We start from the raw sequence: 22,635 nt of genomic DNA on the forward strand, positions 1-22,635 counted from the left end.
CTACCGCCGGCCCGGCCGCAGCACCACCTCGTGGACATGGCCGTCGGGCGGCGTCGCCACCGCCTGGGCAACGGCGGCGGCGACGGTATCGGGCCGCAAGAAGTTGGCGGCGTCGTACTCGCCGCCTTCGACCGCGACGAGTTCGCGCTGCATCTCGGTGTCGGTGCGGCCCGGAAATATCGTGGTGACCCGCAGGCCCGGCTCGTCGGCCCGCAGCGAGTCGGCGAACGCACGCAACGCGAATTTGCTGGCCGAATAGGACGCCATGCCCGGTGAAACCGTCCGTCCCGCCCCGGAGTTGATGAACACGACCTGGCCGCGAGCGCTTCGCAGGGCCGGTAACAGCTCCAGCGTAAGGGCCACCGCCCCAAAGACATTCACGTTGAAGGTGGCGCGCCATTCGTCGACGTGCGACTCGGCGACGCGGCCCGGGACGGACAACCCCGCGTTGTGGACCAGCACATCGAGCTCGTCCACGATTTCGCAGGCGGCCTCGATCTCGTCGATATCGGTCAAGTCCAGTGGGAAGGTGGTGGCGCCGAGGCGCTCCGCGACGGCGTCGAGCCGGTCGGAGGGCCGACCGGCCAACAGCAGCGTATGCGTGGGGGACAGCGCTGTCGCGATGGCGGAACCGATACCGCCGCCGGCACCGGTGATGAGTGCGGTTGGCATGGATCTCAGTTTACGGACAGTACCAATGCCGTTGGAAAACAGGTACTTTCACGCGCGCTTGCGTGCGGGGGATTCTCCTCCCGCGGGGCCCAACGTCGGTTCGCCCAGGGCCAGGCGTTCCAGCGGCGCCAGTGCTTTCGTCAGCAGGTTCAGGTCCGTTTCGGGGAGTTGGCCGAGCATCGCGGCCAGGGCGGCGTGGCGGTTGGCGAGCGATTCGGCATGAACGGCCCGCCCGCGCGGAGTGATGTCGACGAGCACCGCCCGCAGGTCGGACGGATCGCGAGAGCGCTTCACCAGCCCGATCTTCTCCAGCCGCCGGATCGCGACGGTCGTGGTCGGGGTCCGCACCCGTTCGTGCGCCGCCAGGTCCGTCATCCGGATCGGGCCTTGATCGAGCAGAGTGACCAAGATCGATAGCTGTGCCAAGGTCAGTTCGCCCGCCACCACACCGCTGGGGTCGCCGCGGCGCAGTATCGAAAACAGTTTGGACAGCGCGCGGTGCAAGCCTTCCGCAAGCTCGGTCACCTCGGCCGCGGTGGATTCGCTGTCCGCCATAAGTCGGCAGTCTAACCCGATATGGGGGGCGTACAAGGTAGCTACGGCGACTATTTTTAGCCCGTCAAAGCACTTGGGACAGGAATCGCTGTAGGCGCTCGGTCTTAGCGGCCTCGAATATCTGCTCTGGTGGGCCGGATTCCACGACCTTGCCATGATCCATGAATACGACGGTGTCCGACGTCGACCGGGCGAAATCCATCTCGTGCGTGACCACGATCATCGTCATTCCGCCGGCGCCGAGATCGGCGATGAGCTGCAAAGCTCCCTTGACCATTTCGGGGTCCAGAGCGGAAGTCGCCTCGTCGAAAAACATCACCTGCGGCGCCATCGCCAGCGCGCGGGCGATCCCGACCCGTTGCTGTTGGCCACCGGACAGCATGCCCGGACGGGCAGCGGCCTTGTGCTTCAGGCCAACTCGCTCCAGCTGAGTCAGCGCGAGGTCTCGGGCCTCGTCGGCGGAGAGGCCGCGCAACTTGCGTGGGCCCAGCGCGACGTTCTTGAGGATGCTCAGATGCGGGAACAGGTTGTAATGCTGAAACACCATGCCGATCCGTTGGCGGAGCGCGTCGGGATCGTCGTCCAGCACCGACTGCCCGTCCAGCAAAATGTCGCCTGTATCGGGTTCGTGGAGCCGATTCAGGGCGCGCAGCAGCGTTGACTTGCCTGAGCCAGAAGGTCCGATGACGGCCACGGTGGTGCCCGCGGGGGCTTCGAAGCTGACGCCGCGCAGTACCTTTGTCCCGCCGAGAGTCTTATGAATATCCCTGGCTTCCAACGAGACTGACGCCCGCGCCGCGGTGGCGATGGTCATATCATCTCCTGCCCGAGGGTGGAGGTGAGCATCGTGGCCGGGTCGTCCGATTCGTCGGCGGGGCTGCCGCGGCGCAGTCGGGTGTCGATGTAGTTCACCAAATGCGTTAATGGAACAGTCAATAGCAGGTAGAACAGACCCGCGGCCACCAACGGAGACAGGTTGCCGGTCTGGGCGTTGAGGTCGCGGCCGACCTGGAACAGTTCTCGTTGCTGGGCGACCAGACCAAGGAAGTACACCAGCGCGGAGCCCTTCAACAAGGCGATGGCCTGATTGACCAGAGCGGGCAACACGCGCCGTATGCCCTGTGGCACCACCACCAGTCGCATCGCGGCCGGATAACTGAATCCGAGTGCGCGCGAGGCCTCCAGCTGTCCGGGGTCGACGCTCTGGATTCCCGAACGCAGGATCTCGCCGATGTAGGCCGCGGCCATCAAACCCAGCGCGGCGATGCCCAAGGGAAAGGGATTGTTGTTCGTCAGGCCGCCCACGAGGGGTCCGACGCCCATCCCGATGATCAGGATGATCACCACTTCAGGAAGACCGCGGAAGATGTCGGTGTAGATCCGCGCCGGCCAGCGCAGCCAGCGTGAATGAGACATGCCGGCCATTGCCAGAACCATCCCCAGCACCAGCCCGATGACCAGGGCGCTGTTGGCCAGGATCAGCGTGTTGGGCAGCCCCGTCACGAGCAGAGCGGGGATGGCCTGCTTGTAGAGATCCCAGTCCAGAAACTGGTCGCGCAGTTGCGCGAGCGTCGATTTGGGCGGGGCCGGGCCGACCGACTTGTGGTGGTTGGCGGCCGCGATCGCGGCGAAGTCCGGTAGGTGTGGAGTCGGGGCGGCTCTGGATCCGGGTTTCCAGCCCGGCGGCAGCGGTCGGGGGACCCACGCGGAGTACAGCGTCGCCCAGGTGCCGTCAGCGATGACGGCATCCAGCGCGGAGTTCAGCGCAGCGATCAGCGGCGGGTTGTCGTCCGTAACGGCGTAGGCGACGAAATCGCCGGGGCTGAAGGCATTCGCGACGACCACCGCTGGATCGCCAGGATGCATCACGTTGGCCGCCAACGCTGCCGGCGCCACCCAGGCGTCGAGCTGGCGCATCTTGAGGTTGGCGTACACGGTGGCGAAGCCGGGATATTTCACCGGCTGCAGGTGCAGGTCGTCGACGACGTAGGACTCCTCGACGGTGCCCTGAACGACTCCGATGCGTTGCCCCTCAGCGAGATCGCCGAAGTTCTTGATCGGCGACCCGGGCGGCACGATCAACGCGTAGTAACCGAAGTCGTAGCCGTTGGTGAACCCGACGGTGCGCCGCCGGGCGTCGGTGGCTTTCACCGATGCCGAGCCGACGTCGAAGCGCCGGGAGTCCACTTCGGCGAGCAGCGCGGAGAAATCCGTACTGGCGAAACGTACTTGCAGGCCCAGCTTTTTCGCCATGGCGGTCAGCAGCTGATTGTCGAAACCGCTGAAGGTACCGGTCGCGTCAACACAGATGGATGGCGGGGCGTCCGAGAGGGTGCCGACGGTCAGAACGCCCGGTGACCTCAGGCCCAGCGTGTCGACGTGCACCGCGCTGAGTGGCTCGACGGTTGCCGTCGTGTGGTCGTCGTCCTGGCCCACCCCGCTGATGGTGGTCAGGTCTTTCGGCAGGGAGGTCGCGCTCTCGGATCCGCCCGGGGCGCATTGGTTTCTATCGGCGAGCGCGGGTCCGGCCAGCACCAGGCCGCACACGATCAAGATTGTCGTGGCCAGTCCGAACAGCTTGGCGCCGTGCTTCGCGCGCGGGCCTTCGCACGAGTTCATCACCGCCACCGTATCGAGCGGGCGGTGACTCGGCGCGATGAGAGCCCTATTTAGAGCGCCATCGACGGCTCGCCACAGACCGCCTCGGACTCTGTCAGTACGCGAAGCGGGCTGGCGACAACCTGGCGAGCATCGTCGGGCGCGGCGAAAACCCTGCGCCGGAACAATTCGGCCAGCATGGTCTGCGCCATCAGGTAGGCACGGCCGACGCACGCCGCCCGCGCGGCGTCCGGGTCACGTCGCTGGATCGCCGACGTTTCGTCCTCGTAGTAGGGCAGCAGGTCGTCGCGATTGCTCTGGTAGCTCAACCAGAACGCGTGCGGGATGATGCTCTGCGAGGCACGGATCGTGGCGTGCAACCGCGGCCCCGCGTACTCGTCGTTGATGGTGCGCCGGTATTCCACCGTGATGTCGGAGAAGGCCCGGGCGTCTTTCGCGGTGCGCAGCGCGCGCATCAGCGCATCGAGCTCCCCCCGGATCCGCGGCGTCGGGTTGGTCGCGGCCCGCGCGGAGGCGATGCCGTTGAGTAAGCCGTCAAGTTCGTGATGCTCGAGGACGGTGGCTTCGTCGAACCGCTCGACGAACGCGCCGCGGTGATAGCGGGTCGACACGATGCCGTCGTGCTCGAGCTGGATGAGGGCCTCTTGGATCGGGACGCGGCTGACTCCCAAGCCGAGCGCAATCTCGTTGCGGTCGACCCGGTCGCCGCTGCGTAGTTTCCCCGTCAGCACCAGGTTCAGGATGTGGTTAACAACCTGGTCCTTTTCCTTGACCCCGTATTTCTTCGGCATGAGCCTCTTTCAAGTCTGTTTCGACCGCGCTCCAGCAAACAGCGGAGGAAAGTTTCTCATGACTTCGCGCCCTCGAAAAGATGTTTGGCAGATGAATTGAAGGCGAACCCGAATTGATGGCTTACCGCTTGTCACGCCAACGGCACAATGCCTCGGCCGCGCCAAGGTCGTAGTCGGGGCCGTTGACGCCAACCGTCAGCAGCGTCACCCCCAATGCGGTCAGGCCTTCGGCGTTGGCGATCAACCCATCGATGCCTTCGCCGCTGTTGTTTTCCACGCCGGCTGACCTCTCGATGGTGGACGGGTCGCGGCCGACGACGGCGCAATGCTCCTCGAGCACGGCTGCCGCGGCCGGGTAGGTGTCGACGGTGGTGAAGCCGTGCCAGATGTCGCCGTATTCGGCGACCAGTCGCAGGGTCTTGCGCGGACCCTTGCCGCCGATCAGTATCGGGATGTCCCGGGTCGGCGCGGGATTGAGCTTGGCCAGCCGCGACGTGATCCGGGGGAATGCGGCCGCCAAGTCGTCGAGGCGGCTGCCCTTGGTGCCGAATTCGTAGCCGTACTCGTCGTAGTCCTTTTCTTTCCAACCCGATCCGATTCCCAGGATCAGCCGGCCGTCGGAAATATGGTCGACGGTGCGGGCCATGTCGGCGAGGAGCTCCGGGTTTCGATAGGAATTGCACGTCACCAGGGCGCCGAACTCGATATGCGATGTCTGCTCGGCCCAGGCCGCCAGAACCGTCCAGCATTCGAAGTGCGCTCCGTCGGGATCACCGTAAAGCGGGAAGAAGTGATCCCAGGTGAACGCGATGTCGACTCCGATGTCCTCGCAGCGGCGGACGGCATCGCGGATGTGGCGGTACTCGGGCGCGTGCTGGGGCTGCACTTGCACGCCGATTCGAACGGGATGGTCGGCTGAAGTCATGTATGCCACCGTAGGAGCCGCCGACTCTCAGCGTGCGCCGAGGACCCCGCTCAACAGCTCGATCAGCGCGCGCGGCTGATCGCTTTGCACGGAGTGTCCGGAATTCTCGACGACGTGGACCTGGCGGAAATGCGTTGCGCGATTGGTGAGTTCGATCGCGTCGTCGTCGGTGACGAAGGGCGACGAGCCGCCGCGCACCAGGGTGACGGGTGCGGTCAATGCGTCGACGTCGTCCCACAAGTCACCGAAGTTGGGGACGGCGCGGATGGCGTCGTAGCGCCACGCCCAGTTGCCGTTGTCGAGCCGCCGCGAGTTGTGGAAGACGCCGCGGCGCAGCGCCTTGACTTCGCGGTGCGGGGCCGCGGCGACGGTCGCGTCCAGAATGGCCTGGAAGCTGGGGAACTCACGTTCGCCCTGCACCAGCGCGACGGTGCCCTGTTGCTCGGTGGTCAGCTCGGCGTACCGGTGCAACGCCGACGGGGTGACGTCGACCAGGACGAGTTCGCGTACCAGGTCGGGGGCTATTGCGCCGATGCGGATCGCCGTCAACCCGCCCAACGACATGCCGACGATGAGATCGGCATCGGGTGCGAAGTCGCGGAGCACCGGTGCCACGGCGTCGGCGTTGTTCCGCGGGGAGTAGTCGCCATCCTCCCGCCAGCCTGAATGTCCGTGGCCCGGAAGGTCGACCGCCAAGGCCGGCACACCGAGGCCGACGATGACGGTGTCCCAGGTGTGGGCGTTCTGTCCGCCGCCGTGCAGAAAGACGATCCGCGGCGGAGTGCCGCCCCAGCGCAGTGCGCTGACTCGGCCGTTCGGCGTATCGGCCTCGATGCGCTCGACGTCGGGCAGCGGACCTGTGACGCCGGCTTGCTCGGCGTTCTCGGACAGCAGCGAGAATTCGGAGAGTCCGTCCAGTTCGTCTTCGGAGATCTCGGTCACGATCTTCGACACTAGAGGACATGGCGGCGGCGAATACCGCGGAATCGCTCCCACAACGCGGCGCTGCGCTCCGCGGTACTCACCAGGCCGTATCCCGGCGGAAGCAGGCGCGCGATGTCCTGGTGATGACCAATGTGGTGTCCAGCGCGGCGGGTTCGCCGTCCAGCATGTGGCGGTAGGTCGAGTTCTCGCGTTCGAAGCCGTGGTGTCCGGCCGGGTTGTGGACATTCGGATCACGATGCGCCGTGACGAGCCGGATGCACCCGTCGAATTCGACGATCAGCGCCTCGACCGCAGTCGTCGACGCCGAGCTGACGGCCGAACAGGATTCGCGTGCGCGGCCAGGTCAGCGTCAGCGCACACCCGCCACCGTCACCGCACACTCGAGGAGTGAATTCGAACTGCCCGGTGCATTCGATTCCGCAGCGCGCCGCGTAACGGCGCGCTAGATCGACTTAACCCCCGATGATGAACGCTTCGAGCTGGGTACGGGCGATGTCGTCGGGCAGCTGCTTGGGCGGGCTCTTCATCAGGTACGCCGACGCCGGGATCACCGGACCGCCGATGCCGCGGTCCTTGGCGATCTTGGCCGCCCGCACCGCGTCGATGATGACACCCGCCGAGTTCGGCGAGTCCCACACCTCGAGCTTGTACTCCAGGTTCAGCGGCACGTCCCCGAAGGCGCGACCCTCCAGGCGGACGTAGGCCCACTTGCGGTCATCGAGCCAGCCCACGTGGTCGGACGGGCCGATGTGGACGTCCTTGGTCTTGAACTCGCGCTGGACGTTGGACGTCACGGCTTGCGTCTTCGAGATCTTCTTGGACTCCAACCGCTCGCGCTCGAGCATGTTCAGGAAGTCCATGTTGCCGCCGACGTTGAGCTGCATGGTGCGGTCGAGCTGCACGCCGCGGTCCTCGAACAGCTTGGCCATCACGCGGTGCGTGATCGTCGCACCGACCTGGCTCTTGATGTCGTCACCGACAATCGGCACACCGGCGTCGGTGAACTTCTTGGCCCACACCGGGTCGGAAGCGATGAACACCGGCAGGGCGTTGACAAACGCCACGCCGGCGTCGATCGCGCACTGCGCGTAGAACTTGTCGGCCTCTTCGGAGCCCACCGGCAGGTAGGACACCATCACGTCGACCTTGGCTTCGCGCAGCACCTTGACCACGTCGACGGCCTCGGTGTCGGAGATCTCGATCGTCTCGGCGTAGTACTTGCCGATACCGTCGAGGGTCGGGCCGCGCTGCACGGTCACGTTGGTCGGCGGCACGTCGGCGATCTTGATCGTGTTGTTCTCCGACGCGAAGATCGCCTCCGAGAGGTCGAAGCCGACCTTCTTGGCGTCCACGTCGAACGCGGCGACGAACTTCACGTCGCGGACGTGGTACTGGCCGAACTTGACGTGCATCAAGCCGGGCACGGTGCTGTTCGCGTCGGCGTCGTAGTAATACTGGACGCCCTGAACCAGTGAGGACGCGCAGTTACCGACGCCGACAATGGCGACTCGTACCTCGGTCGACGCGTCGGGCGCGTTGTGCTGACTCATTAGGGCGTTCTCCTTACCTCAATTACCTATGTCTCGATGTCCGGGCGGGGTCGTGCAGGGGGTCTATATCTGTTCGGTGAGTCCGGGCGCCGCCCGCTCCGCGGCGATGAGCTCGTTGAGCCACTTGACTTCACGCTCACTGGACTCGAGCCCGAGTTGGTGCAGCTGCCGCGTGTAACGGTCGAGTGAGCTGCTGGCCCGCGCGATGGCGTCACGCAGTCCTTCACGGCGTTCCTCGACCTGACGGCGGCGACCCTCAAGAATCCGCATCCGCGCTTCCGCGGGAGTGCGATTGAAGAACGCCAGATGTACTCCGAAACCGTCGTCGGTGTAGTTGTGCGGACCGGTGTCGGCCACCAGCTCACCGAAACGCTGGCGACCCTTCTCGGTCAGCTCGTAGACCCGACGGGCCCGCCGGACCGGGGTACCGGCCGGCGCGGCGTTCTCGGCGATCAACCCATCGGCCTGCATGCGTCGCAGCGCTGGGTAGAGCGAACCGTACGAAAACGCGCGGAACGCACCGAGTAGGCCGGTCAGCCGCTTGCGCAACTCGTAGCCATGCATCGGCGATTCGATCAGGAGGCCGAGGATGGCGAGTTCCAGCATCGAGTCACCTCCTTGCATAGCTAGTTACGACGGGCCGACGCCTCGCGAAATAGTATCGTCTCGATATATTAGCCACAACACTACCGCGTGTTGGCATGGTGTTTAGGCACCAAGATCTGATGACCCGGCGATGTGGGCGCCCCGGCTGGGTCGAGTGTGCGAAGGCGGCGTTAACGGTGCGTCGACGGCGGGAAAATGGCCGTGATCAGGCCCGGATTACACATTTCGCCATGGGGATGATCGTAGGAGTCAGCAGTTGTCACCGCGGGTTGTCAGCGCGGCACGACGGTGCCGACAGCCTCGGTTGCGTATCGGCGGTGCCGGCGGCGACGTACTCTGGTCAACGTGCGACTGCAGCGACAGGTGGTGGATTACGCGCTCCGGCGGCGCTCACTGCTGGCCGAGGTGTACTCCGGCCGCACGGGCGTGTCCGAGGTATGCGATGCAAACCCCTATTTGCTGCGCGCCGCTAAGTTTCACGGCAAAAGCAGCCAGGTGATGTGCCCGATCTGCCGTAAGGAACAGCTCACGCTGGTGTCGTGGGTGTTCGGCGATCATTTGGGCGCGGTATCGGGTTCGGCCCGCACGGCAGAAGAGCTGGTCATGCTGGCGACTAAGTTCGACGAATTTTCGGTCCACGTCGTCGAGGTGTGCCGGACCTGCAGCTGGAATCACCTAGTCAAGTCGTATGTGCTCGGCGCGGAACGCCCGGCGCCTTCTCCTAAGGGGACCCGGTCCACGCGGACGGCACGCAACGGCGCCCGCACGGCCATTGAATAACGAAGGGCGCCACGATCAGTCGCCCGATGACCCGAACGGGTCCGCGACTGAGCGTATGAGCAAGGAACCCCACGCGGACCGTACGGACGATTCCGGCCATCCGGCGCACCGCTCCGACGGCGGGACCCGTCGCCGGGTTCCTCCTGACGATCGGCAGACGACGATCCTCCCGCCGGTGATCGACGACCGGTCGCCGCGGCGGTCCGACCCGATCGACGAAGTCAAGGCCGCGTTGGGCGGCACTTCGACAACGCCCCGGGATGCGCTCGAGGAGGTGAAGGCCGCCCTCGACGGCCGGTCGACACCCGCGTCGCGTCGTGACCGCCCGCTGTCCGGTCGCCCACCGGAAGGCCCGCCGCCGCCACCGCGACGACCCGGCGGCCCCGAAGGGCCAGGCCACCGGGCTCCCGGGTCGGGGCTGGACTGGAGCTGGATCGAGCAGATCAACTGGCGGTGGGTGCGGCGCGCGGCCTACCTCAGCGCGGCAGTCCTGGTGCTGTTGCCGATCGTGACGTTCGCGATGGCGTATTTCATCGTAGACATTCCCAAGCCGGGCAATATCCGCACCAATCAGGTCTCCACCATCCTGGCCAGCGACGGCTCGGAGATCGCGAAAATTGTTCCGCCCGAAGGCAATCGGGTCGATGTCAACATCAACCAGGTGCCGGTGCACGTCCGCCAGGCCGTTATCGCCGCCGAAGACCGCAACTTCTATTCGAATCCGGGGTTCGACTTCAGCGGCTTCGCGCGGGCCGTGAGCAACAACCTCTTCGGCAACGGCGATCTGCAGGGCGGCTCGACGATCACGCAGCAATACGTGAAGAACGCGCTCGTGGGCTCCGCGCAGCACGGGTTCGCCGGCCTGATGCGCAAGGCCAAGGAACTCGTCATCGCCACCAAGATGTCGGGGGAGTGGTCCAAAGACGAAGTGCTGCAGGCCTATCTGAACATCATCTACTTCGGCCGCGGCGCGTACGGCATTTCGGCGGCGTCCAAGGCCTACTTCGACAAGCCCACCGACCAGTTGACCGTCTCCGAGGGGGCCCTGTTGGCGGCGCTGATCCGCCGGCCGTCTTCGCTGGACCCGGCCGTGGATCCCAAGGGCGCCGAGGCCCGCTGGAACTGGGTGCTGGACGGCATGGTGGAAACCAAGGCGTTGTCGGCGAGCGATCGTGCGGCGCAGCAATTTCCCCAGACCGTCCCGCCCGATCAGGCTCGCGCGGAGAACCAGACCACCGGCCCCAATGGCCTGATCGAACGCCAGGTCACCAAAGAGCTGATGGAACTGTTCAACATCGACGAGCAGACCCTGAACACTCAGGGCCTGCAGGTGACCACCACGATCGATCCGAAGGCCCAGCAGTCCGCCGAGAAGGCCGTGTCGAAATACCTTGACGGGCAAGACCCCGACATGCGCTCGGCCGTGGTGTCCATCGACCCGCACAACGGCGCGATCCGTGCGTACTACGGCGGCGCGGACGCCAACGGCTTCGACTTCGCCCAGGCCGGGCTGCAGACCGGATCGTCGTTCAAGGTGTTCGCGTTGGTAGCCGCGCTCCAGCAGGGCATCGGGTTGGGCTACCAGGTCGACAGCTCGCCGCTTACCGTCGACGGCATCAAGATCACCAACGTCGACGGCGAAAACTGCGGCACGTGCAATATCGCCGAAGCGCTCAAGATGTCGCTGAACACGGCCTACTACCGGTTGATGCTCAAACTCAAGAATGGACCGGCGGCGGTCGCCGACGCCGCGCATCAGGCCGGTATCGCCAACAGTTTCCCCGGTGTCGCGCACACGCTGTCCGAGGACGGCAAGGGCGGACCGCCAAACAACGGAATTGTGCTGGGCCAGTATCAAACTCGGCCGGTAGATATGGCCTCAGCGTATGCCACGTTGGCCGCTTCCGGTGTATACCACCCGCCGCACCTGGTACAAAAAGTGGTCAATGCCGATGGCCAAGTGCTTTTCGACGCCGGAAACTCGGACAAGGGCGCCGACCAACGCATCGACAAGGCCGTGGCCGACAACACCACCGCGGCCATGCAGCCGATCGCGTCCTATTCGCGGGGCCACGCCCTATCGGGAGGCCGGGCTTCGGCGGCCAAGACCGGCACAGTGCAGCTGGGCGACACCCAGGCCAACAAGGACGCGTGGATGGTCGGATACACCCCCTCGTTGTCGACGGCGGTGTGGGTGGGGACCGTCCAGGACAACGTGCCGCTGGTAACCGCTTCGGGCGCAGAGGTTTACGGCTCGGGGCTGCCGTCGGATATCTGGAAGTCGACGATGGATGGCGCGCTGAAGGGTACCGCCAACGAGACATTCCCCAAGCCGACCGAGATCGGTGGCTATGCGGGTGTACCCGCTCCGCCGCCGCCCCCGCCGCCGTCGGAGACCGTCATCCAGCCCACGATCGAGGTCGCACCGGGCATCACGATCCCGGTCGGACCGCCCACGACGATCACCGCGGCACCGCCACCCCCGCCCGGGGCTCCCGCGGGGCAATTCGGACCGCAGCAGCCGGCACCGGTCGGCCCGCCATTCGGGCAACCGCCACCGTGACCGGCGCTCAGCAGGAGAGCGCCACCATTTCACCGCGGCCGCTGGCGGAGGATCTGCGTAGCGCCGATAACCGCGATTGCCCCAGCCACACAGACTCTTTGGGGGCCGCCCTGGCCGACGCCATCGGCGGACCGGTGGGCCGGCACGCGCTGATCGGCCGCGCCCGGTTGATGACACCGGTACGGGTGATGTTTTTGATCGCGCTGGTCTTCATGGCGCTGGGCTGGTCGACGAAGGCGGCGTGCCTGCAGAGCACCGGCACGGGGGCCGGAGATCTGCGCGTCGCAAACTGGGACAACCAGCGCGCCTACTACGAGTTGTGTTATTCGGATACGGTGCCGTTGTACAGCGCCGAGTTGTTGAACAAGGGCTTGTTTCCCTACAAGTCGAGCTGGACCGAAATCGATTCCAGCGGTACACCGCAGACCCGTTACGACGGTAAGCCCGCGGTGCGCTACATGGAGTATCCGGTGCTGACCGGGGTGTATCAGTATGCGTCGATGGCGCTGGCCAAGACCTACACCGCGGTGAGCAAGCTGGCACCATTGCCGGTGATCGCCGAGGTGGTGGTGTTCTTCGACATCGCCGCGTTCGGGCTGGCGCTGGCCTGGCTGGCGACCGTCTGGGCGACCGCGGGCCTGTCCGGCCGCCGCATCTGGGACGCGGCCCTGGTGGCCGCCTCGCCGCTGCTGATCTTCCAGATATTCACCAATTTCGATGCACTGGCAACGGGATTCGCGATGGCCGGTCTGCTGGCGTGGGCACGGCGTAAACCGGTGCTGGCGGGTGTGCTGATCGGGTTGGGCGGCGCCGCCAAAATGTATCCATTGCTGTTCCTGGGCCCGATGCTGGTGCTGGCCATCCGCACCCGGCGCTACCGTGCGCTGGCACGCACCGCCGGCTCGGCGGCGGTGACCTGGCTGTTGGTCAATCTGCCGGTGCTGCTGAAGTATCCGCGCGGATGGTCGGAGTTTTTCCGGCTCAACGCTCGGCGCGGCGACGACATGGACTCGGTGTACAACGTGGTGAAATCGTTCACCGGCTGGCGCGGTTTCGACCCGAAGCTGGGCTTCTGGGAGCCACCCACAGTGCTCAATGCCGTGGCCGCGGTGTCATTCGTAGCATGTTGTGCGGCAATCACTTACATCGCGTTGACCGCTCCGCAACGGCCACGGGTGCCGCAACTGCTGTTTCTGGTCGTCGCCGCGTTCCTGCTGACCAACAAGGTGTGGAGCCCGCAGTTCTCGCTGTGGTTGGTCCCATTGGCGGTGCTGGCTTTGCCGCATCGACGGGTGCTGCTGGCGTGGATGACGATCGACGCGCTGGTGTGGGTGCCGCGGATGTACTACCTGTACGGAAATCCGAATCGTTCACTGCCGGAGCAGTTTTTCACCACGACGGTGTTGTTGCGCGACATCGCCGTCGTCGCGCTGTGCGCGCTGGTGATCCGCCAGATCTACCGGCCCGACGAAGATCTGGTGCGCTGGGACGGGCGCGTGGACGATCCCGCCGGCGGGCCGTTCGACCGTGCCCCCGATACACCGCCCGGCTGGCTCCCGGACTGGCTGCGTCCGGCCCGGTCGCGACGGGCGGGCGCACCGCCGCCTCCGCTCGACACAGAGCTCGCGAGCGCTCAAGGACAACCATGACCCTGGTCGCCATCCCGTTGTTCCCCCGCTTCACCGCCCTCGACGCCGTCGGTCCCTACGAAGTGCTACAACGTATTCCGTCGATCGACGTGACGTTCGTCGGGCACCGCCGGGGTGAGGTGCGCACCGAGAACGGGATGCTCGGCGTCGCCTGCGACGCCAGCTTCGACGAAATCAGCGCTCCCGACGTGGTGGTGGTTCCCGGAGGCATCGGAACCCGAAAGCTCATTCACGACGAGCGCATCCGCGCCTGGTTGCAGGCCGTACACCCGACGACGACCTTCACCACCTCGGTGTGCACGGGTGCGCTGTTGCTCGCCGCCGCGGGTTTGCTCGACGGGCTCACCGCGACCACGCATTGGCGGGCCGCGGATCTGCTCAACGAGTTGGGCGCACGCTACGTTCCCGACCGCGTCGTCGAGCACCTGCCCCAGCGCATCATCACCGCAGCGGGGGTGTCCAGCGGCATCGACATGGCGTTGCGGTTGACCGAGCTTCTCGTCGACCGAGAGGCCGCTCAGGCCGCTCAGCTGCTGATCGAATACGACCCGCAGCCGCCGTTCGACTCCGGCTCCCTCGCCAAGGCCGACGCGGCGACGGTAGCCAGAGCACACGAGTATCTGCAGGCGCGGCAGTAATTCGCACGGCACGGCATCGGCGCTCGTGCGGTCGAGTGGCGCTACTTCACAGCCGAAGTTCGCCCTCTGGTAACCACCCCGTCCCCTCGACTGCACCGTCTCGCAGAACCATCTGGGCAACTGCGCTGCCGCCGGCTGGCGAAAAGGAGAATCCGGATGTTAGCTCGCCCCCGACGCCCGTTCGGCTCGGCCGTGATGGCGGTGATGGCGGTGGCGATGACGGTGTTGCTGGCGGCGTGTGGTGCCAGTGCCACCTCCGGTAGTGGCGGCAATGGGTCCGGCGGCCGCAACCCCAACGAGCTGGTCTTCGCCGCCATCCCATCGGAGAACGCGCAGAGCATGCAACAGGCCTACCAGCCGCTAATCACGTTGCTGCAGAAGGCAACCGGTAAGTCGATCCGGTTCCAAAGCGCCACCAGCTACTCGTCGGCCATCGAGGCTCAGCGCGCCGACAAGGCCGACTTCGTCCAGTACGGCCCGTTCTCGCTAATCACCGCGCAGAACAGCGGAGTCAAGGTCACCCCCGTCGCAGCGGAAACGGTCGCCAAGGGCACCCCTCCCGGCTATCACTCCTACGGCATCACCCGGCCCGGTACCGGCATCAACAGCATCGCCGACTTCAGGGGCAAGAAAATCTGCTTTGTCGACCCGAACTCGACGTCGGGCTTTCTGTACCCGTCGGCGGCGTTGATCAACGCGGGCATCGACCCGAACAAGGATGTCACCCAGGTGATTTCCGGTGGGCATGACGCGTCGGCACTCTCAGTGCTCAACGGCCAGTGTGACGCCGGTTTCGCTCAGGAAAGCATGATCGACACGACGCTGCCGGGTAAGGGGCAGCTCAAGCCGGGTCAGCTGACCGTGGTGTGGAAGTCGGATCTGATCCCCGGCTCGCCGATCGGGATCAGCGATAACCTCGCGCCCGACCTGAAGGCAAAGATCATCGGCGCGTTCCCGAACGCCAATGTCGACTACATGAACGCCAACGGCATCTGCACCCCGGCGTGCGCCCATCTCGGCGAAGCCAACGGTTGGGGCTATGCGGCGGTTGACAACTCGTTCTACGACAGCGTCCGCAATGTGTGCCGCACCACGCACGCCAAACAGTGTGCGGGGCAGTCATGACCAGTGAGGCGGCCGTCCGATTCCAGGGCGTGACCAAGCTTTTCGGTCCCGAGATCCGCGCACTCGACAACATTTCGGTTTCGGTAGCACCCGGCGAGATCGCCGTCCTGCTAGGGCTGTCCGGCTCGGGCAAATCCACCCTGCTGCACCACGTCGACGGCCTGCAGCGGCCGACCGCCGGCGCCGTCACCGTGCTGGGCACGGATGTGGGCCGCGCGACGACCGGTGATCTTCGCCGCCTGCGGCGCCGGGTCGGCTTCGTGTTTCAGCACTTCCACCTCGTTGGCAGCCTCAGCGTCCTGGAGAATGTGTGCACCGGCGCGCTGGGCCGGCTGCGCTGGCCCCGGCTCGGGCTTTTCAGCTACCCGCGCAACGTGCGCCACGAGGCGCTGGGTCACCTGGATCGGGTTGGCTTGCTGGACCGCGCTTTTCAACGTGCGGACACTCTCTCCGGTGGCCAGCAGCAGCGGGTCGGGGTGGCCCGGGCGCTCATGCAGCGTCCGGAGATCTTGCTCGCCGACGAGCCGGTCGCTTCGCTCGACCCGGAATCGGCGGCCCAGGTGATGCAGCTGATTCGGGAGATCAGCACCGAGCAGCGGCTCACGGTCCTGTGCAGTCTGCATCAGGTTGCGCTCGCACTGAACTGGGGCGACCGGGTGATTGGGTTGCGGGCCGGGCAGGTGGTTCTCGACCGGCCGGTCGCGGGGCTCGACCACGACGACGCGATGACCTTGTACGCCGCGACCGTGAATGGCGCCCCTTCATTAGTCGCCGGCGCTCCTGCGTGACTCGTGCGTGACCACTGAAACAGCCCCACCCGCGCAGCGCACACTGGCGGCTCCGCGGGTAGGGAGCGCCGCGGCCGGGTTGGTCATCGGCGCTCTGGTAGTGGTGGGTTGCTGGGCCGTCGCCGATCTGCGGATCAATGCCGCGACGTTCGTCGATGGCGGCCGCAATGCGGTGGGTTTCGCGGGGCGCATGTTGCCGCTGGACTTTCCGCCCGTCGGGGAGTTGCTGCGGCTGTCTGGGCAGACGCTGGCGATCGTCGTGTCCGCAACGGTGTTGTCAGTGATTATCAGCATTCCGTTGGCGATCCTGGCGGCGGCCAACACCACACCCGGCACCGGGGCTCGGTTCGGTGCCCGGACTCTGATTGTGATGCTTCGTTCCGTCCCCGACGTGGTGATGGCCATCGTATTCTTCCGGATCTTCGGACTCGGCGCGATGACCGGCGTGCTGGCGATGGGCCTGCATTCGGCAGGCATGGTCGCAAAGCTCTACGCCGACGCGATCGAGCACATCGACGAGGGACCGCGCGCGGCGATTCGCGCGAGCGGCGCCGGCGCGGGGCAGGAGCTGACCGCCGGCGTGCTCCCACAGGTGATGCCGGCATTCGTCGCGACCGCACTGCACCGAATCGACATCAACCTGCGAATCTCGGTGCTGCTCGGTTTCGTTGGCATCAACGGTCTGGGCTATGCGATCGCGACCGCATTCAAGCAGCTGGACTATCGGCGCGGGATGGCCTTGGCCGCCGTGGTTCTCGCGCTGTGCGTATTGGTCGAACTGATGTCCGGGTCGATTCGGCGGGCTTTGCTACGCAACGTCGGTGGGCAGTCGACGCACAGCCCACCGCTGCACACCGGGGGTCAGATCCGCCCGCCGTGGACTGCTGTGCGGTTGCGGCGCGCCGGCTATTCAGTGCTGACCGTGCTGGCGGTGTTGATATCGGCGTGGGGCGCGGACCTCGACCCGATCCATTTCGTGGACTCATTGCGGGGGATCGCCAAGAATGCCGGACTATTCTGGCCGCCCGACACCGCGGGCATCTTCGGTCAGCTGTGGTCTGACCTGTGGCTGACGATCAAGATCGCACTGGGTGCCACGCTGATCGGCGCGGTGCTGGCGTTACCCATCGGCTGCCTGGCCGCTCGCAATGTAGCCCCGAATCCGCTTGTTGCCCAGATGTTCCGGATCTTGGTGGTGGTGGTCCGCGGCATCCCGGAGTTGGTGCTGGCAGTGGTATTTGTGGTGATTACCGGACTCGGTGCGGTGGCGGGCACGCTGGCGCTGAGCGTGGGCAGCATCGGGCTGTTGGGCAAACTCGTCGCCGACTCGCTGGAAGAAGTCGATCCGGGTCCGGAGCGGGCCATCCACGCGACCGGCGCCGGGCGCTGGCAGGTCTTTTTCACCGGAACATTGCCGCAGGCCGCGCCGGGTTTTGCCGGGCACGTGCTCTACCAGCTCGATGTGAACATCCGGGCAGCTACTCTGCTCGGCATCGTGGGGGCCGGTGGCATCGGCTTCGATCTGCTCAGTGGCGCGCAAATACTCGAATTCGGTTTGGTCACAACGATCTTGCTGATGGTGTTCATAACCGTGCTGGCGGTGGAGGCGCTCGCGGTGTGGCTGCGCCACGAGGTGAGCTGAACGGTGGGAAACAACTGTTCGGGATGTTCACCTGCAGTGGCGTCGACGTTGGCCATGGCGAGGTTGTCCGGACAACCTTGCCAACCAGCGTGGAGGCGTGACATCAGCGCGGTATATGGACATCGCCGATCAGCTGGCCGGTGAGCTGGCCGCATGCGCGCCCGGCACCCGGGTGGCCAGCGAGCCCGAACTCGCCAATCGGTTCGGCGTCGGCCGCGCCGCGGCCCGCTCGGCTCTGCAGGAATTGGAGCGCCGGCTCTTGGTTCGCCGCATTCAGGGCGCAGGCACCTTCGTCAATCGGCGCATCGATTACGTGATCTCACGGACCAGGCCGCCGTCCTGGCACGCCACGGTGATCGCGAGCGGCGGCACTCCGCGCTCGCAGACCAAGGAGGTGCAGCGGATCGCACTTGCCGCCGAGGAGTCGGAACAGCTCGGCTGGCCGGCGGGCACCCCGATGTACCGGATCGTCCGGCACTTCTTCATCGACGACCTGCTGGCATCGGTCACTCAGGAGCTGATCCCGATGGAGGCCGTGCCGAACCTGGACATTGCGCTACAGAGCGTGGAGTCGGTGAACATGGCGCTGTGCCAGCTCGGCGGTTTGCGGCCGGTGCGGGCGTGGTGTCGGGCGAGCTTGGAGATCCCGCCCCGCGGTGTGCTGCAGTGCCTGGGCATCGAGGCTAGCGACCCGGTGTGGCGGATCGAGAGCATTAGTCGTGACGCCGAAAACGGTTGTGTGCTGCTGAGTAGCAGCGCGTGGACCCGGGCCGACGCGGTGCGGGTGGTGGTCGAACTCGAAGACTCCACCGCCGGGGGCGCTACGTCGGGAGAACAGGGTGAGTGATTCCTTGAACCGCGCCCGGCGCTGCGGGTTGCTGGCCCACGCCGAGACGGAGGAGCTGCGCTTGCTGGCCGATGCCTGCCTGGCCGACGGCGCCGACGTGCGGGTGCTGGTCGCCCCGGAGGTCGGTTTGGTGTCGACCCAGATTCGTGAGCCCGTTGCCGGCGAGAGGTTTCTGCTGGGCGACGTGCTGGCCTGTCGCGCCGAGGTTGAACTCGCGGGCCATCGTGGCTGGGCGATGCGGCTCGGGGACGACCGGGTCGCCGTCCTGTCTGCCGCCGTGCTCGACGCCGAGGTCGAGGCGGGTCGGCCGCGCGCCGCCGAAGTAGACCGGCTGTGCCACGTGGTCGCCGCCCGTCAAGCCGAGCGGCAGGACCGCGAGTGGGCGGAACTCGCCCCCACCATCGTCGAATTCGAGGAGTTGGCGTGATCGCGTCGAGGGTGAGTGCGCTGCGCCCCGCCGATGCGCAGCAGGTCTTCCGGGCGGTGCTGGAGGCGCTGGCCCGGCCCGGAACCCCGATGGCGTTGCCCGCCGAACTGCTGAGCGTGCTGGCGCCGGCCGTCACCCCGATCGTCGCTCTGGCCGACTCGACCACCGGGGTGTGCGTCCTGGACAACCCCGGTGGCCGTTGGGCCGATGCGATCGCCACCGCAACCGCGGCACCCATCTGGCCGGCCGAGATGGCGCGCTTGGTAGTTGGGCTCAGACCGGTCAGCGACGACGAGGTCCGCGGCTTCACCCGCGGCTCGGCCCGGGCACCGGAGGACGCCGCACTGGTAGCGCTTGGTGTCCGCGATGTGCACGGCGGTCCGCGCCGGTGGACGCTGTCGGGTCCGGGTGTTTGTGGTACCACGACCGTCGCGCCACGGGGCGTGCCCGCCGGATTCGTCGCCGCGCGCGCCGACGTGGTCGCGGCCTACCCGGCCGGCATCGACATCCTGCTGGTGACCGACGACGGGCGCGTCGTCGGCCTGCCGCGCACCACGACGATCAACGAGGAGAACTGATGGGGTACGCAGGAGCGCGCGGCGGGCTGGAAGCCATTCTTGCCGCGGAGGATCTGGTGCGCCGGGCACGCGATTTCGCGCCGGTCCCGTGGGCGAGCACCGAGCAGATCGTCGCGCGTTTCCGGCTCGCGGTCGACCGGGTGATGGGCGAGGGCGGTCTGTTCGATGAGGCCGCCGCGGCGGCCGCGCTGCGCCAAGCCGAAGGTGACCTGCTGGAGGCCGCGCACCTGCTGCGGGCGCACCGCTCCACGTTGCCGCGCCTGGCGGTCAGCGAGCCGATCGACCCGAACCGGATGACGATCATGCGCCGCGTCGTGCCGGCCTTCCGCGAGCCGGACGGCCCCCAGCTGCTGGGCCGCACCACCGACTACACCCGCAGGCTGCTGGACCAGCCGGTCACGGCTCCCGCGCCGCCGGCCGATGAGCACGTGGGCCCGACGCCGCCGGCCACCGCGCAGCAGCGCAGCCCGCGTCGGTTCCTCGACCTGCTGCGCGAGGCCGGTCTGGCCGTCGATCACCGCACTGTCGACGACCCGGAACCCTTTGACATCAGCCGGATTCCGCCGCGGCCCCCGGCGCCACGGTCGGCCGCGCTGGCGACGATGGCCCGCGCGGATACCGGCGCGCTGTTGGGATTGTGGTACCGGTCGATCCTCGGCCCCGACGGTGACATTCACGAAATCACCCTCGGCGAGGTGCGGCACGGGCGGTTGCCGCTGGAGGTCGAGCATCCGCACACCGGCGAGCCGGTGACGATCGGTGAGTTCCGGGTCACCGAGGCTGAGGCCATCGAGGATCTCGACGGTGCCGATGAGGATCGCAGCCGGTTCGACGTCGGGTACGGAATGTGCTTCGGGCACAACGAACGTAAGGCCATCGCGATGGCGAACCTGGACATCGCCAACCGCCGCTTCGGCCGGTCCGGCCCGCTGGAACAGCTGCTGCTTATGACTACCGACGGGCTGGACTCCGCCGGATTCCTCGAGCACCTCAAACTCCCGCACTACGTGACATTCCGCTCCATGGTGGAACGCAAACAGGCGCTGCAGTCGGCCGGGACCACCTGCGCGGTGCGTGTTCCTGAACCCGCCGGAAGGGACTGCGAATGACCACGACCGCCGCGTTGCTCGCCGAAATCGCCGAGCAGCAGACGCCGCCGGGAATCCTGGACGAAAGCGCCAAACGAGAGATCCGACGCGCCGCACTGACTGCGGTGTGTGTGCCGGGCTACCAGGTGCCATTCGGATCTCGGGAGATGCCGGTGGCGCGCGGTTGGGGCTCGGGTGGCCTGCAGGTGACGTTGGCGGTGATCGGCGCCGGCGACACAGTGAAGGTCATCGACCAGGGCGATGACGCCGGTGTCAACGCCACCAACTTGCGTAGGCTGATCGCGGCCACCAGCGGATGCGCGGAGTCGGCCGACACCCGCGAGTCGACCGTCGTCCAGACCCGCCATCGCATCCCGGAGGAAGCCCTGTCGGCGGGCGACATCCTGGTGTATCAGGTGCCGGTGCCCGAGCCGCTGCGCAAGGTGCAGAAATCGGTCACCGAGTGCGCCCGCATGCATGCCGAAAACGATTACGCAGCAATGTGGGTCGGGTTGTACGAGGACATCGTTCGCAACGGCATGATCACCCGCAGCACGGGCTATCCGGTGCTGGTCGCCGGGCGCTACGTCATGGCGAGCACTCCGATTCCGCGCTGGGACGTGCCGCGGCTTCATCATTGTGAGCACATCAACTTGTTCGGCGCCGGGCGGGAGAAGCGGATCTACGCGGTTCCGCCGCACACCGACGCGGTCCCAATGACATTCGACGACGTGCCGTTCGAGGTGGAGTACTCGGGTGGTGCGGTGTGCAAACTGTGCGGCAGCGATGACGTGTTCCTCGTCGAGGCCGGGCCCGCAGGCGGTTTCATGTGCAGTGACACCGAGTGGTGCGCCCGGGTGCGTGCCGGTGACACCGACCGCGCTGCGCATCGCGAGCGGGCGCCGCTGCATCTGCTGCCTGACCCACGGCGGCGTGCCGGCGCCGGCACGCCGGCCCGGCGGCCTACCTACCCAAGCCCGATGCCCAGGCGCGAGACGCGGACCGGCAGCCCCGAATGGATGCTGCGGGTCGATTCGATCGGCAAGGTGCACGGCACCGGCGGCGTGTATGCGGTCGAGGGCACCGGGCCCGACCACGGCACCGCGATCAGCCCGAACACCGGCGCAGTCGTGGCGATGTGGGATGTGTCCTTCGATGTCGCACCGGGCGAGGCGCTGGGTGTGATCGGAGAATCCGGGTCGGGTAAGTCGACCGTGCTGTCGTGTGTCATCGGGAATGAAAGAGCGACAACGGGTTCGGTACACCTGGCGACTGTCGACGATGGCGCTACCGACCTGCTGTCGTTGCCCGACGCTATGCGTCGGCGGCTGCGCGTCGATGCAATGGCAGCGGTACACCAGAACCCCGCCGATGGCCTCGACCTGCGAATCAGCGCCGGCGGCAACATTGCCGAGCGGCTCACCGCGGCGGGATGGCGCGGCTACCACGATATCCGCAGCCGTGCCGCTGAACTCCTTGAGCGAGTAGAGGTTCCGTTATCCCGGATGGATGATCCGGTGGGGACGTTCTCCGGCGGCATGCGGCAACGCGTGCAGATCGCCAAGGCGCTGGCGACAGAACCGCCGGTGTTGCTGCTGGACGAGCCGACCACGGGGCTGGACGCGTCGGTGTCCGCGGGCGTGCTCGACCTGCTGCGCGGATTGCTGTTCGAACGCAACGTCGCGGCGGTCGTTGTCAGCCATGACTTCTCGGTGATCGAGACGCTGACCGATCGCGCCGTCGTCATGCAGCTGGGCAGGGTGATCGAGCGCGGCCTGACCGATCAGCTGTTCTGTGACCCGCATCAGCCCTACACACAGCGGCTCGTTGCCGCAACAAGGAGGTGA

Annotated in this window: 21 protein-coding genes and 1 pseudogene; 12 read left to right on the top strand and 10 right to left on the bottom strand. The window is 66.5% G+C overall.

What is annotated here, in order from left to right:
• The 10 genes and pseudogenes from OK015_RS01705 to OK015_RS01750 form a co-directional block, all read right to left on the bottom strand.
• A complete protein-coding gene (locus OK015_RS01705; protein WP_268128764.1) occupies positions 1–672 on the bottom strand; it encodes an SDR family oxidoreductase in 672 nt (223 codons plus the stop codon).
• A 48-nt stretch (positions 673–720) separates the two neighbouring features.
• On the bottom strand, positions 721–1,227 hold the full coding sequence (locus OK015_RS01710; RefSeq protein ID WP_268128766.1) for a MarR family winged helix-turn-helix transcriptional regulator: 507 nt from the start codon (positions 1,225–1,227) through the stop codon (positions 721–723).
• A 64-nt stretch (positions 1,228–1,291) separates the two neighbouring features.
• The gene (locus OK015_RS01715) at positions 1,292–2,041 is read right to left on the bottom strand and encodes an amino acid ABC transporter ATP-binding protein (RefSeq protein ID WP_268128768.1); all 750 of its coding nucleotides are present in this window, start codon (positions 2,039–2,041) and stop codon (positions 1,292–1,294) included.
• Positions 2,038–3,846, bottom strand: coding sequence for an ABC transporter substrate-binding protein/permease (locus OK015_RS01720; RefSeq protein ID WP_268128769.1), 1,809 nt, complete (start codon positions 3,844–3,846; stop codon positions 2,038–2,040). Before OK015_RS01720 ends, OK015_RS01715 begins: the two co-directional genes overlap by 4 nt.
• Positions 3,847–3,896: 50 nt before the next feature.
• The gene (locus OK015_RS01725; protein WP_268128771.1) at positions 3,897–4,637 is read right to left on the bottom strand and encodes a GntR family transcriptional regulator; all 741 of its coding nucleotides are present in this window, start codon (positions 4,635–4,637) and stop codon (positions 3,897–3,899) included.
• A 121-nt stretch (positions 4,638–4,758) separates the two neighbouring features.
• Entirely contained in the window at positions 4,759–5,562 is an 804-nt protein-coding gene (locus tag OK015_RS01730; protein ID WP_268128772.1) for an LLM class F420-dependent oxidoreductase, read from the bottom strand.
• A gap of 27 nt (positions 5,563–5,589) precedes the next feature.
• A complete protein-coding gene (locus tag OK015_RS01735) occupies positions 5,590–6,504 on the bottom strand; it encodes an alpha/beta fold hydrolase (RefSeq protein ID WP_268128773.1) in 915 nt (304 codons plus the stop codon).
• Positions 6,505–6,515: 11 nt separating this feature from the next.
• Positions 6,516–6,781, bottom strand: a pseudogene (locus OK015_RS29180) (DUF1214 domain-containing protein); the annotation flags it as partial.
• Positions 6,782–6,959: 178 nt separating this feature from the next.
• Positions 6,960–8,057 carry an inositol-3-phosphate synthase gene (locus tag OK015_RS01745; protein WP_268128776.1) on the bottom strand — a complete coding sequence of 366 codons (1,098 nt, stop codon included), beginning with the start codon at positions 8,055–8,057 and terminating at the stop codon, positions 6,960–6,962.
• 63 nt (positions 8,058–8,120) lie between these two features.
• Positions 8,121–8,663, bottom strand: a complete 543-nt coding sequence (locus OK015_RS01750; RefSeq protein WP_268128778.1) for a PadR family transcriptional regulator — start codon at positions 8,661–8,663, stop codon at positions 8,121–8,123.
• Between the two features lie 345 nt (positions 8,664–9,008).
• Between OK015_RS01750 and OK015_RS01755 the strand changes: the two genes are divergently transcribed.
• From OK015_RS01755 to OK015_RS01810, 12 genes are all read left to right on the top strand, one after another.
• Positions 9,009–9,443: a DUF5318 domain-containing protein gene (locus OK015_RS01755; RefSeq protein WP_268128780.1), complete on the top strand. Its 435-nt coding sequence runs from the start codon at positions 9,009–9,011 to the stop codon at positions 9,441–9,443.
• A complete protein-coding gene (locus OK015_RS01760) occupies positions 9,436–12,006 on the top strand; it encodes a transglycosylase domain-containing protein (RefSeq protein WP_442791188.1) in 2,571 nt (856 codons plus the stop codon). The genes OK015_RS01755 and OK015_RS01760 overlap by 8 nt, the downstream gene beginning before the upstream one ends.
• Positions 12,003–13,655 (top strand): glycosyltransferase family 87 protein, encoded by a 1,653-nt coding sequence (locus OK015_RS01765; protein ID WP_268128784.1) that lies wholly within the window; start codon positions 12,003–12,005, stop codon positions 13,653–13,655. The genes OK015_RS01760 and OK015_RS01765 overlap by 4 nt, the downstream gene beginning before the upstream one ends.
• Positions 13,652–14,293, top strand: a complete 642-nt coding sequence (locus tag OK015_RS01770; protein WP_268128785.1) for a DJ-1/PfpI family protein — start codon at positions 13,652–13,654, stop codon at positions 14,291–14,293. Before OK015_RS01765 ends, OK015_RS01770 begins: the two co-directional genes overlap by 4 nt.
• A 156-nt stretch (positions 14,294–14,449) precedes the next feature.
• Positions 14,450–15,418, top strand: a complete 969-nt coding sequence (locus OK015_RS01775; protein WP_268128786.1) for a phosphate/phosphite/phosphonate ABC transporter substrate-binding protein — start codon at positions 14,450–14,452, stop codon at positions 15,416–15,418.
• Positions 15,415–16,206, top strand: a complete 792-nt coding sequence (gene phnC, locus OK015_RS01780; protein WP_268128787.1) for a phosphonate ABC transporter ATP-binding protein — start codon at positions 15,415–15,417, stop codon at positions 16,204–16,206. The genes OK015_RS01775 and phnC overlap by 4 nt, the downstream gene beginning before the upstream one ends.
• A gap of 7 nt (positions 16,207–16,213) precedes the next feature.
• Positions 16,214–17,848, top strand: a complete 1,635-nt coding sequence (gene phnE, locus OK015_RS01785; RefSeq protein ID WP_268128789.1) for a phosphonate ABC transporter, permease protein PhnE — start codon at positions 16,214–16,216, stop codon at positions 17,846–17,848.
• A 97-nt stretch (positions 17,849–17,945) separates the two neighbouring features.
• Positions 17,946–18,695, top strand: a complete 750-nt coding sequence (locus OK015_RS01790; protein WP_268128790.1) for a GntR family transcriptional regulator — start codon at positions 17,946–17,948, stop codon at positions 18,693–18,695.
• The gene (locus OK015_RS01795; RefSeq protein WP_268128792.1) at positions 18,688–19,122 is read left to right on the top strand and encodes a phosphonate C-P lyase system protein PhnG; all 435 of its coding nucleotides are present in this window, start codon (positions 18,688–18,690) and stop codon (positions 19,120–19,122) included. The genes OK015_RS01790 and OK015_RS01795 overlap by 8 nt, the downstream gene beginning before the upstream one ends.
• Positions 19,119–19,700: a phosphonate C-P lyase system protein PhnH gene (gene phnH / locus OK015_RS01800; protein WP_268128794.1), complete on the top strand. Its 582-nt coding sequence runs from the start codon at positions 19,119–19,121 to the stop codon at positions 19,698–19,700. Before OK015_RS01795 ends, phnH begins: the two co-directional genes overlap by 4 nt.
• Positions 19,700–20,809, top strand: coding sequence for a carbon-phosphorus lyase complex subunit PhnI (locus OK015_RS01805; RefSeq protein WP_268128796.1), 1,110 nt, complete (start codon positions 19,700–19,702; stop codon positions 20,807–20,809). Before phnH ends, OK015_RS01805 begins: the two co-directional genes overlap by 1 nt.
• Positions 20,806–22,635, top strand: a complete 1,830-nt coding sequence (locus tag OK015_RS01810) for an alpha-D-ribose 1-methylphosphonate 5-phosphate C-P-lyase PhnJ (RefSeq protein WP_268128797.1) — start codon at positions 20,806–20,808, stop codon at positions 22,633–22,635. The genes OK015_RS01805 and OK015_RS01810 overlap by 4 nt, the downstream gene beginning before the upstream one ends.

The organism is Mycobacterium sp. Aquia_216, from assembly GCF_026723865.1.
Classification (GTDB): domain Bacteria; phylum Actinomycetota; class Actinomycetes; order Mycobacteriales; family Mycobacteriaceae; genus Mycobacterium.